11 protein-coding genes are annotated in these 12,327 nt (G+C 33.8%); 4 read left to right on the top strand and 7 right to left on the bottom strand.

The genetic code is table 11. From position 1 onward, the window contains the following. On the top strand, nucleotides 1-917 hold a 917-nt coding region (locus ACWVCY_RS10050), incomplete at its 5' end, for a UbiA prenyltransferase family protein (protein WP_455142613.1). Between the two features lie 86 nt (nucleotides 918-1,003). Here the strand turns inward: ACWVCY_RS10050 and ACWVCY_RS10045 are convergent. The 3 genes from ACWVCY_RS10045 to ACWVCY_RS10035 form a co-directional block, all read right to left on the bottom strand. Then, nucleotides 1,004-1,321 (bottom strand): hypothetical protein, encoded by a 318-nt coding sequence (locus ACWVCY_RS10045; protein ID WP_455142611.1) that lies wholly within the window; start codon nucleotides 1,319-1,321, stop codon nucleotides 1,004-1,006. A gap of 216 nt (nucleotides 1,322-1,537) precedes the next feature. Next, nucleotides 1,538-3,868: a transglutaminase-like domain-containing protein gene (locus ACWVCY_RS10040; protein ID WP_455142609.1), complete on the bottom strand. Its 2,331-nt coding sequence runs from the start codon at nucleotides 3,866-3,868 to the stop codon at nucleotides 1,538-1,540. Between the two features lie 276 nt (nucleotides 3,869-4,144). Then, nucleotides 4,145-6,634: a DNA topoisomerase gene (locus tag ACWVCY_RS10035; protein ID WP_455142607.1), complete on the bottom strand. Its 2,490-nt coding sequence runs from the start codon at nucleotides 6,632-6,634 to the stop codon at nucleotides 4,145-4,147. Between the two features lie 94 nt (nucleotides 6,635-6,728). On the opposite strand from ACWVCY_RS10035, the gene ACWVCY_RS10030 reads away from it, so the two are divergent. Beyond that, on the top strand, nucleotides 6,729-7,229 hold the full coding sequence (locus ACWVCY_RS10030; protein WP_455142605.1) for an AAA family ATPase: 501 nt from the start codon (nucleotides 6,729-6,731) through the stop codon (nucleotides 7,227-7,229). Here ACWVCY_RS10030 and ACWVCY_RS10025 read toward each other — a convergent pair. Further along, complete coding sequence (locus ACWVCY_RS10025) at nucleotides 7,215-7,922, bottom strand: MBL fold metallo-hydrolase (protein WP_455142615.1); 708 nt, start codon at nucleotides 7,920-7,922, stop codon at nucleotides 7,215-7,217. The genes ACWVCY_RS10030 and ACWVCY_RS10025 overlap by 15 nt on opposite strands. 196 nt (nucleotides 7,923-8,118) lie before the next feature. Further along, nucleotides 8,119-8,361: an Lrp/AsnC family transcriptional regulator gene (locus ACWVCY_RS10020; RefSeq protein ID WP_455142603.1), complete on the bottom strand. Its 243-nt coding sequence runs from the start codon at nucleotides 8,359-8,361 to the stop codon at nucleotides 8,119-8,121. Between the two features lie 300 nt (nucleotides 8,362-8,661). Between ACWVCY_RS10020 and ACWVCY_RS10015 the strand changes: the two genes are divergently transcribed. Further along, nucleotides 8,662-9,189 carry a zinc ribbon domain-containing protein gene (locus ACWVCY_RS10015; RefSeq protein WP_455142601.1) on the top strand — a complete coding sequence of 176 codons (528 nt, stop codon included), beginning with the start codon at nucleotides 8,662-8,664 and terminating at the stop codon, nucleotides 9,187-9,189. Nucleotides 9,190-9,221: 32 nt separating this feature from the next. On the opposite strand, the gene ACWVCY_RS10010 is transcribed toward ACWVCY_RS10015, so the two are convergent. Further along, on the bottom strand, nucleotides 9,222-9,737 hold the full coding sequence (locus ACWVCY_RS10010; protein ID WP_455142599.1) for a hypothetical protein: 516 nt from the start codon (nucleotides 9,735-9,737) through the stop codon (nucleotides 9,222-9,224). A 115-nt stretch (nucleotides 9,738-9,852) separates the two neighbouring features. Then, the gene (locus ACWVCY_RS10005; protein ID WP_455142597.1) at nucleotides 9,853-11,046 is read right to left on the bottom strand and encodes a phosphoglycerate kinase; all 1,194 of its coding nucleotides are present in this window, start codon (nucleotides 11,044-11,046) and stop codon (nucleotides 9,853-9,855) included. Nucleotides 11,047-11,385: 339 nt separating this feature from the next. Between ACWVCY_RS10005 and mvk the strand changes: the two genes are divergently transcribed. Further along, nucleotides 11,386-12,324: a mevalonate kinase gene (mvk, locus tag ACWVCY_RS10000; RefSeq protein WP_455142595.1), complete on the top strand. Its 939-nt coding sequence runs from the start codon at nucleotides 11,386-11,388 to the stop codon at nucleotides 12,322-12,324. Nucleotides 12,325-12,327 lie beyond the last annotated feature (3 nt).

The following is a 12,327-nucleotide window of genomic DNA, read 5'->3' as shown; positions in this document are numbered from 1 at the left end:
TGTTTTTCTCTCGTAATATTTTCCGAATTGACACTTGGATTCCTGTTCTAATCGGTTTTATAGCCCTCTGTTTAATCTCATCATTAAATTATATTGTCAATGACTTTAAAGATCGTGAGAAGGATAAATCCCATCCCGACAAAAAAAATAGACCTTTTCCTTCTGGAGTTATCACTATTCAAATGGGACTTTTACTAATGATAGTAATATTAGCATCAACGACTTTATTAGTCGTTTTCATACCCGAAACATATGATCCTATCTATTTATTTTCAAGAATATCTGAAGAAGGTGATTATGAATCAGCTCAAGTAACTGTTGATTCTAAAATAGCCTTTATTTTAATCTTAGGAGCTTTATTCATTACTAGTCAACTTTATTCTTTCTTTTTGAGAGATTATGTTTTTGTTGATATTATTACTATTTCCGTAAATTATGTTTGGCGAGCTGTGGCTGGCGTCGTTCTAATTTCAGTTACTATTTCCCCTTGGTTAATAACTTTATGTTTTACATCAGCTATGCTCTTAGCATTAGCAAAACGTAAAGGAGATATGACTGTCCTTGGAGAAAACGCCAAAGAACATAAACGAGTATTTAAATTATATACAGAAGATCTAATTGATCAAAGCTTAGCTACCGTAATTGCTGTAGAGTTATTGGCAATCTTTATATATTTGAATGAAAGACACGCAAACGAAACAGTATTTATCATCCTTTCCTTACCATTGTTTACCTTCACTCTATTTCGGTACCTATTTCTGGTCTCAAATAAAGGAGAAATTTGTAGAAAAGCCGAAAAACTATTTTTCGATAAACAATTAATCAGTACAGGTTTAATTATAGTTTTATTATTTTTCTTTGCTATATATTTTCCCAACTTTTTAGATAATCTAATAGGCCTTCCCCCTGATAGATGAATTCGCATCTAAACAAAATAAAATTGACTAGGAGCTAAAAATACCCTTTTTTAAAAAAAGGAGAAAATAATTAATTAGTGAATTAATTAAGAATTTTCTTCAAGATCTTCTTCATCAAGATTAAGATCATCTAAATCGATAGGTTCAGGAGGGGGAGTGGTAGCCATGGTTATACCGATCCAGGCTATTATAAATCCGATCATCAACGTTGCTAAATAGACTGGCCATAAAATAGCATCCAATGGAGTCGTATTTAGAAGATTTAATGAGTTTACTAGGTCATAAAGTAGATCACCATCATTTAAACCAAAATACTGCTGAACTGGGAGGAAAAGGGTATATAATATTAGAAATATAATTGTTAAAAAGAAGATTCCATATCCGTAAATTTTATCTTTTGACATATTCATTCATTCTCCGTTCTAGATACTCCATTCCCACTCCCTCATCAAAAGAGGGAGATAGGAATATGAACTAAACTGGTGCTGAAGATAATTTTTTTGCTTATTTATATCTATTTATGATTAAGGTGAAGTTAGATATCTGTGAATAATTCATAAAGATTTGAAATTTTGGGAAAGAAAACTCCTTTCTTTCCCCATAAAACAATGTTTTATTTACTAAAAAGTAAGATTATAAGTCCAAGATTGTGCCAGTCGATAATTACCAGGAGAGATTTCAAAGATCGCATAGAAATTCACAGTTCGGATCCCATGAACTGCAACATTCGTAACGAATGTATGTTCTCCCCTTCCATCTCCGGTAGTCAGCTTATATCCAAGAAAAAGCCCGTTCTGAACAATTCCCTCGATACTTGCATTTTCATCTTGAGTTCCTACAAAGAATGTAATATTTGCTCCGCTATAAGGTAACCAAGTGGTGAGGGAAGGAACTTTAATTAGACGGGTGCGAAGAGTGATGGTAGTACCACTTGAAATTGATCCCCCGTCTCCTAATAATCCATCATTTACAGTTACTCGTCCGATTATTGGATCCAACGGATTTGATTGATGATCTTGAAGTGCCTGAAATATTCCTTTTGTTTCCAGATCATAATCCGATCTGATAAAGAGAGTTTGCTCATCTCCAGATGGTGGAACTATATCTGGGGGGATATCAATGCCATATTGATTTGCTAAATAAATAAGAAGGGGGTCAAAACTTACCCATTCAACATATTCATCCCCAGGGAGGAGAGGATTGGGATCGATAGGGACTAATACTTCAGACCAGGCATGAAGGAAGCGAGAAGTAATTACTCTCCATGGACTGTAAATAACAGAATCATTCCCTCCAATATAACCTATCACTACTCTGCTAGGGATATTCTGTAACCTCATAATCATCGTGTAAGTAGAGGCAAAATGGAGAGAAACTCCACCTTCTTCTCGATTGACAAACCATTCATTAAAATCCTCATATTCTGTGGGGTGGGCCATTTGTTGTCCAACAACTTGTTCTCCCAACCACATGCTTTCATCAAAAGGGAATTTTGAATCATTTCCAAGTTGTTGCATCACATAATATGCTTGGCCAAAAACTGTTTGACTTGGTTGTGCCCAGTCTCTTGCTAGTTGAGAAACTGTGGGAGCCCAATTCGAATAGTTATCAGTAGGTTGAGAAGGACGTGTTTCCCCTCCAACATAGATGGTTGAAGGTAAATCAGGGAATTGTATGTAAAGATTTTGAACACTAGCCCATGTAGTGGGATCAAAAATTGTATTATATGCATCGGTAGAGAGAGAAAATGCAGCTGTTGTTTGAATATCAGGAGCCATATAATCCATGGTATAATCAAAGTGCCCCTCTTCTAGAGCAGTTTCACTTACTTGAATATAACCATCTATACCACGCATATCTGTGGCGAAGGCTGAGGGGACAATCTCTCTTGAACGTCTTGTTATGACTGTAAGAGGATTTCCAACACTATCATAAAGTTCAAATGTATTAGCATCAATAAATGATCCGTATTCCCCATTCCATGTTGTAGGAAGGAAATTCTGAAAATTTGGATGTACACTAAAATCAGGAGTTGAGGAATTGTGATCCAATGGCAAACGCACTGTAAAGCGTGCTGTCCGTTCTGCAGATGGAACTAAAGTGGAATATGGCGTTCCAACTGGTGAAGGGGAGATTATTCGTTTTATTGTATCAGTTGGATTCCAATCAGTGGTATATGGAGCTTTATCAGTATATTCATATTGAGATAAACTACCTAAACGCCAGTATACAATAGGATCTTGAGGATCAACTGGATCATCACTGGTTACGTTAAATAAAGGAGTGTCTGGAGCACTTAGTCCCGCTGTGAATTGATCCAGAAGATTTTCTAGTAGATAAGTTGCATCCCAGGTTGGTGTATTAAACATTGACCAATTGATATCTTGTTCAGTATAAGGATTAAAATTACTTCGCTGTCGTGGTGTTCCAAGTCCAGAGATTTCAGTAATATAAGTACTTAGAAATAACATAACCACCAACAGTGTAGGAAGGAGATTCAATAAATTTCGACTCAGATCTTTCTTCGCAAGGGCTTCTATCTGTGTTCGTGCTATTTTGGTTAAAGCTAGAAGAAAGATTGTTATCATTGAGGTAAGTTGGTGAATTAAAAAAGTTGTGGAAGAAGCTCCGCTTACAGTTTGAAGATAAACCGAGGCTCCCATGTTAAACATTATTGATTTAAAGAATTCTATTCCTAATGCAATTCCATAGGGTCCAATGATTTTCCGAGAGTATCGAAGGATAAACCATTCAAATAAAGTTAGACATCCAATTAAGAAGAAACTGGGGATTGCTCGACTGTAAAAATCGCCTTCTTGAGAGCTAGACCCTGCTATGGCAGGAATAAAAGCAATTCCAGTTAAAAATGCTGTAAATGCACTAACAATAACTAAGTACCTAATGATGGAAGGAGCGGGGTCTCGCCCACTTAATTTTTCATTTGAACTCATATGCAACCACCGTCGTATATATAAAGATTGGATTTCAAAAGTTTAATTTTCTTATTAGGATTATAACGAACTTTATTAGATTATTAGAAGTATAAATCGAAACGGCTCTAATTATCTTCTTATTTACTCTAGATATTATTTAATGTTATTCAGTTTATAAAATTGTGGAAACACTATAATTTCTAAAATCATTCTGCTTTGAATTCAAATCAAAAAGTAAATTTACCTTTTGATTAACTTAAAAATAGTCTCAATTATAATTAATCATATTTTTGTTTATTTTTCTTGAGTCGTAGAGAAAAATAACGAACAAAAGACACAAAGACGATATGGTTTTCGTCCACGTTTAACAACAAGGAGTGTATTTTGGTTACATCTTGTACATGGAGTACTAGAAGTAATTGTAGTTCCTGAACGCAAATTAGGGCCTTTCCAAACTCTTTCGCATTTCTCACAATGAATTTGGGTACGAATATCGTCGAATTTCATATAAACTTTACCTCCACAATCAGTACAATGTCCTAATAATTGTTGACTCTTTAGAGGTACCCAAGATCCTGAAAACGGACATTCTTGTCTATTACAATCGCTACAAAACCATGGTTTATCATCTGATGCTTCTCTTGTCCAACAAATAGGACACATGATCCAATTATGTTTATTTGAAGAAATTAATAATGGTACACTATCACAAATTAAGCAAGATTCATTTTCTAACAAAATAAGATCTCCTTTCTTCGGTAAAGGAAAAATTGTTTTGCATAATGGATTTGTGCACCTTAAAAATCTAGAGGATTCCTTACCTGTTTGTAATATCAAATTTCCATCACAATCTGGGCAAGTTCCAAAGATCTGTCCTAATCCTGTCATTTCTTTGATACTTTCAATTAAAGTTCTAAATATTTCTTCTTGGTTGGCTTTCATTCTCTGAATCCCCCTAGAAGTTAGTTCAATCACTAATTTATCAACATCATCAGCTGTTTTTTTATGATCACGAATCTGTTGAGTCCATGATTCAACCTTTCCACGAATTTCTGGCAAAATTAGTTCTTTGGCATTTTCACATAGAATGTAGTATAATGCAGTCCCTAAGGATGTTGGAACAAGGATTCGTCTTGATCCTCTAAGAGCTGTATAATGACGCTTTTGAACTGTATCAATATGTGAAGAACGTGTAGCATCTGTTCCTAAATTCAATTCAGCCATTTTTCTGATTAATTGCGATTCAGTCCATAATGGGGGTGGAATTGTGAACCCTTGATGTTTATTAGGTTCAATAACCCATGAAGTTCCTTTTTTTAATTCAGGAAATATCTTTTCATTAACAGTTCTAAAGGTGTAGAAACTAAGAAATCCTTGATCTGTAATTCTCCTTCCTTCTAAAATAAAATTTTCATCAATGGCCCTCAATATAATATACTGGGTGATTGTTTTTGCATCTAAATGAATTGTGGCTAAAAAACGCCATACGATATATTGATATATTCGCCATGCGTTATTAATTAATCTTGGAGTTTTTTCAAAAATTTTTTGGATATCCGAAAGGATGGCTGACTTTACAGGTTTAATTGGTTCATGATCTTTCGTGAATCGTCCTTTACTTGGATCTAATACCCCTCCTAATCGAATACATTCTTGAGCAACTTCTCCAAAATCTTCATGGTTTAGGAATTTTTCAGCTAAGTTTGTTAAATCCTTCTCAAGATAAAAAGAGCTTTCCGTTCGAGGATATGTTATGAATCCATTATTATAAAGTTTTTCAGAAATATCAGAAACTAGTTTAGGACTGATTTTAAAAAAATAAGAGCACTCCGCTTCAAGAGTATCAGTATCTAATGGAATCGGTCGTTTTATCGTTCCAAATTCTTCATTATAATCAGATATTATTCCTTTTAATCCTTGTGTTTTTAATGCTTGGATAAGAGAATCAACCTCAGTTTCATTTGTTGATGGATTTTCCTTCCAGTCGAAAAATAAAGGACCATCCTTTGTTGAAATTTTTAAGGATATCTTCCAAAACTTCTCAGGAATGAAACGTTGATTTTCAAGATATCTATTTGTTATTAGCCATAATACACTAGTTTGACACGGTCCATAAGAGATCATTTTATTATGAACTCCTCTTTCTTGCACTCCAACCGTTAGAAATCGTGTAAGGCTAGAACCCATTCGTAAATCTTGTTTTCTAAGAGAATCTACTTGGGCAATCCAATCCCAATCAAGGGTGGTTTGGTTTTCAAATGCTTGTGTTAAAATTCTTGGATTAGTGCTTGTAAAATGCATTCTTCCATGTTGGATTTTATTATTTACTCTAATTGCTATATCAAGGATCTGTCGTCCAATTGATTCCCCATGGCCATCCCAATCTGTTGCAATTATAATTAGATTAGACTCCTTTCCTATATCTCGAATATGCTCAGCTAATTCATCTCGAATAGGAATTTCAATAGGTTCTAGATCTACAATATCTAAAGGGTCAGTATTCTGCCAATTCGTTTCTTTATCATAAGGAGGAGGATAATCATAATTCAGAATGTGACCGGTAACACTAGAAATGATGATTCGATCTCCTTTTTGGAGTCTATAATCATTATTTTTGATCTTAAATGCAATTTTATGTTCTTCTAAAGAGCACTCATAACGATAATTATACCGGGTTTTGCCTTTAACACCTTTAAATTTTAATTTGTATACAATTGAAAAGGCACGTACAATTGCCCTAGCAATAGATGGTTTTTCTGCAATTAATGAGATTATTGATTCCACGTTTCTTACCTTAAAATCAATGATATTAACTATAAAACCAAGAATAAATAATGATTATAAAACTAAAGAAAATTGATCACTGGACTGACTAGTATTGACATTTAATGAAACTTCATTAAAACTTTACATTACAGGAGCTTCTGGGACAGGGAAAACCAGTGTGGCTAAAAGATTATCAAAACTTTTAAATTTGGAATATATTGAGGTTAATGAAATCATTCTTGAAAAAAAAGCTTTTTTAGGTTATGATATTGATAGAGAATCTTTAATAATTGATGATGAGTTGTTAATACCAATTCTAAACTCAATTATCAAAAATTCTGATAAAATATGTTTATCAGGAGATATCTTAGCTTTAGAAAACTATTTTAATTATATAATTATACTACATTGTAAGATTGATATTTTAAGACTAAGATTAGCTAAACGTGGGTATAAAAAGGCCAAAATTGAGTCTAATATTGAAGTAGAAATAATGAACATTCTATATTATGATGCTGTTGAGTTATTTCCAAATATTCCTATAATCGAGGTAAATAATGATATTAATTCGATTGAAGAAACTTGTAAAAATATTATATCAAAAATAAGATAGCATAATTTTAGCAGATCTATAGGATTCCTGAATCGAATTAGAAATACTATCGCTACTACCTGAAATTTGAGGAGACATGTGACCAGGTAATAAAACATTTACTTTGAGTTTAGCTAACCGTTCTAAGGATAAAATTAGCTGAGTACTATTTCCAGATGGAAGATCAGTTCTACCAAAAGATCCCTGAGGAAAAACTGTATCCCCTGAAATTAAAATTTTTTGAGCGTCATCCCAGAGACAGATAGATCCCGCAGTATGACCAGGTGTTAAGAGTACCTTAAACATGAATTTACCTATCTTGATGATATCACTTTCTTTTACAGTTTTCGAAATTATAACAGAGTTGCAAGAAGATCCAAGAATTGGATCAATATACGAATCCTTACCCTGTGATAAAAATTTGGCTTCGCTATCGCTCGTGATAATTTCGAGATCAAATTCAGACTGAAGTGCCATAATTCCTCCGACATGATCTATATGGCCATGTGTAAGAACCACTCGACTGATATTTCTTTCTTGAATCACTTTTTTTAAAAGTGGAAGGCTTTTTACCTCTATTCCAAACCCATGGATAATTTTATCACCCATTCCTGAATCAATTAAAATGTTACTTCCCTCAGATTCAATAATGTATGCATTACAGTCATATCCCGTGCCAAGTAACCACAATACGCCCCTAATTATTTCTTTCATTGTCAAACACGAATCACATATATCTAAAAAGATCGATCTTGATAATTCATCTAGCTAAACTAGTTTATTGACATTGTAAATGATTTTCAACTGATTAGCGGATACATTTATGTGTAACAATTAAAAAAATAAAGGAGACTAAAGACTGAGAGCCAATAATCATCTGTTATTTCGGTTATCCCAGCCAAAAACGAGGTTATTCGGTTGCTCCTTCAACAACAATCATGGTTAAGGTTGAACGGACATTTTCTAGTCCGCGGATATTGGTAGTAATGATTTCCTTAAGTTCATCCATTGTATCTGCTTCAATTTTTGCTACAATGTCGTAAACACCATAAACTATCCAAGCACCAACAACACCTTTAGTGCTCTTCAAGTCTTCAAGGACTTCGTCCTCGCTTCCAATTTCAGCATTGACTAATACAAATGCAGCTGGCATTTTTTCACCTCAAAATGATAACTTTACTAGATACACACTAGAACATACCCTACATTACAGCTTTATAAGATCTCCTAAAAATGAATCGTATTAAAAAGATTGCATTGAGTATTAAGAATAGATAGAAATATACTCTAATTAATTAGACAGTAGCTTCTTAGTTATCCTATAGAAATAACATCTACGTATTACGTTTCTTATAATTCTAGGGGATTATCCTTTAAGTGTAGATTCTTACTTTCGGGTAATACCCAAAGTGGAAGTGAAAAGAGCAATATTTTACAGGGGTTCATTGTACGCATGAATAGTAGTTTCGACCATATTTCTGGACAGATAATTATACGAGGTCGGGCTTATTCTGCAAAGGAAATCATTCGTGGACTATTAGAACAAGGGATAGCTATTACTGAAAATCCTGATGGATTAAAAATCGGATTCAAGTCCTTTTCTCCAGAACAGACTCTTACGCAGAATGAAAACAGTGGAAATATTTTAAATAACTGTCCTTTTATGCCTTTCATGTCTCAAATAACTACTCGTATTGATGAACTTACAAGAAGGATAGAAAATCAGACAACTTCAACTACTTCCTCAATGGATTCAATTTTTCGATCTCCTCCTATCGATACAACAAAAGAATCCCCTTTATCCAAATTTTCACCGTTTAGTGATTCTGCTTTTAGATCAAGCAATGATCAAGAGAAAGAAAAATTCTTCAATCAAGGTAAAAGTTTTCTATCACGCCAAAAATGTCCTTCTTGTGGGACTTCAATCCCTCAAAACGCAATCTTTTGTAATAAATGTGGATCACATATTAGATCTGGCTGAAAAAAATCCATTTTCTGATTTTAGAAAGAATTTTAGTCAACTAGTCGTGTTTTCCAATCATAAACCTTTTCAATGAGAGCTTCTTTCTCTTCAGGAGGAATTATATCTTGATTTTTTAACTGATTAGCATATCGCCCCATTTCATGAAAAGCTGGATGAAAACCCTTTGAAGAAGCTTGCATGACTTGATCTCTCAGTCCAGAAAGGGCTTCTGAAATATCTGATCCTGTATTAAGGACTTGTAACTTTGATAAAAAATCATCAAGTAAACGTGTTGCTTTTGAATCAGTTCCTGCTTGAAAATCAACGGTAGCGGATGGTTGTGGTTTTGGACGAGGTGTAGGTTGTGATGTTGGTGATGGTTTTGTGGCTTTTGGAGGTGGTATAGATGTTTGAGTACTTGAAAGAGTTGATAAAGTATCTAAAGTGGAGAAAATTTGATCAATATTCTGAGCTATCTTTTCTAGTTTTGTTGCAAGAACCTTAGCGGTTTTCGTTACAAGCTCTAAATCTTCACGAAGTTGTTCAATCTCTTTTGGATCAGCCATATTAATTTCACCATAGTATTGGTAACTCTATGTGAATAATTCATTAGTTGTTTTTATTTCTTTGTCATTAAGTTCTATATTCAATATTATAAAATTCTTGGAAATTACTTTTTAACTAGTTCGATAAGGCTAAAATTGCTGGTAATGGTTCTCCCATGAGAAAACTTATCATTGCACCTCCAGCTGTACTCACATAAGATAATTTAATATTATTTTTCTCAATTACTGATACACTATGTCCTCCACCAGCAAGAGAAAATCCTTTAGATCTTTCCATCGCTTTGAATATCTCTATTGTTCCGATTTCAAATCCTTTTTCCTCGAATTTTCCCATTGGACCATTTAGTACACATGTAGCTGAATTCTCAATAATTTTAGAGAAATCTTGAATAGTTTCATTACCAATATCAAGGATAGGAGATTTTAATGGTAACTCCTTAATAGAATACACCCTTCGACCATTCTCATTTACAGCAAAGTCGGAATTTGCTATCAATCTGTTTTTGTATTGTCGAATCAATTCTTTTGCTGGCTCGACAAATTTTAACAAATCTTTTTTCATTAAAAAATCCATCGAAGGTTTACCCAAGTCAAACCCTTTGGCTATCATCACAATTTGGGAAATAGTACCACCGGTAAGCACAGAAGTCGCAATATCATTTTTTAAAACATATTTTGCAACTTTAAAACTATCTTCAGGTTTTATACCTCCTAAGATGAAGACGCACGGCTTTTTCGGATTATCAATTACTCTCTGGAGGTTTTTAACTTCATCCGCCATGATGTGTCCTGCAACAGAAGGCATAAGAGGAGTGAATCCTACTAGACTTGCGTGAGAACGGTGAGCTGCTGAAAAAGCATCATTTATGAATATGTCTCCTACTTTAGCTAAGCTTTTAACATATTCACTTTTAGAATGTTCTTCTGGAGATTTATCCTCGGTTTCACTCTTTAAAGTACGGACGTTTTCTAGAATAAGAATCTCTCCTGCTTTCATCCTTAAAATACGTTCTTCTACCTCAGATCCATGTGTTTTATCTATATAATTAACTGAATACTTAGAACCAAGTATCTCTTGGAGAGCTTTTGCATGAGGTTTCATTGTACAAAAATCTGAACTTCCTAATCTGCCTTGATGTGCTATAATGACAACTTTCCCCTTATGATCTGCAATATACTTAATAGTTACAGCGTGTGCTTTAATTCTAGTTATATCTAGTAACTCCTTCTTATCATCGAGAGGACTATTAAAGTCCACCCTAGTTAAACAAACTTTATTCTCAAGAGACATATCATTTAGTGTTTTCATATTTTATCAATTCCAATATTCTTTTTATTATTCATATAATATTGTCAGAATTTCTTGTAGTGTATGAAATATCATAAATTAGTTTTAAATTAATGAATTTGGGAAAAATTTTAACTTTATTTAGCTTTAATCAATTTTATTATTGTTTAAATCACTTTAATTTAATATTGTATTATTTTAATGGGCTTTATTTCTAAATCAGACCTGATTAGCTAGCGAATCAGGAAATCAGAGATCTTTGTCTTCCAGTAGAAGATTTATAGACTTCAAAGTAAAAAGAAGTTAAAAGTATTAATAAATCCATTATACTGAATGGAAAAAATTTTGGAGAAAATAGTAATGGGAAAAGGATCTGGATTTGGAAAAACTATTCTATTCGGGGAACATTTTGTAGTTTATGGTCTACCAGCTATGGCTTCGGCAATAGGCGATTCTACTTTGGCAGAAATCAAAATAACAAGAGGTAGCGGTTATGAATTATCCGATAATAGGCCAGAGGTACCAGGCTATAAAGAAAAAAAATATAATGAACAAAAAGTCTCTATCAAAAATGTATTTGATTATATGGGGTTGGATATAGAAAAAAACCATGTAAACATTACTCTTGGAGGAGACTTAGTTTGTGCAAGTGGTGTTGGGGCTTCTGCAGCTAGTTGTGTAGCTTTAGCTCGAGCAATTAATGATGAACTTAAAATGGGATGGGAAAATCCTAAGATTAATGAAGCAGCATATGAGGGTGAAAAAGGTTACCATGGAACACCTAGTGGAATTGATAACACAGCTTCTACCTTTGGAGGATTGGTCTATTTTGTTAAGAATTTAGAAGGCGAATCCAACACAATGGAAACAATTAAACTAGCTAAACCTGTGGAAATGGTAATAGCCAGTTCTGGAATGACTGCAAACACCAGTGTGGTGGTAGCTGATGTTCGTAAGAAAAAAGAGGAAAACCCTGAATGGTTTAATGGGATTATCACCGAATATAAGAAATTAATTGTTGAGGCTCGAAAAGCATTAGAGGAGATGGATCTTAAAACTGTTGGGAAGTTAATGAATGAAAACCATAAGCTCCTTCAACAATTAACTGTATCAAATGAGGTTTTAGATAAAATGGTAAAAATTGCTCGCGATGCGGGTGCTTTTGGGGCAAAAGTTACAGGGACTGGGCGAGGAGGAAATATTAATGCTCTAACCCCAGGAAAAGAACTTCAAGATAAAGTTTTCAACGCTTTGACGAATGCAGGTTATTCTGCATGGAAAACAAAAATCGGAGTATAGGTG

It is taken from the genome of Candidatus Hodarchaeum mangrovi (assembly GCF_975850365.1).
Note: the sequence above shows the minus strand (reverse complement) of the source record. Positions and strands in the feature narration are given on the sequence as shown.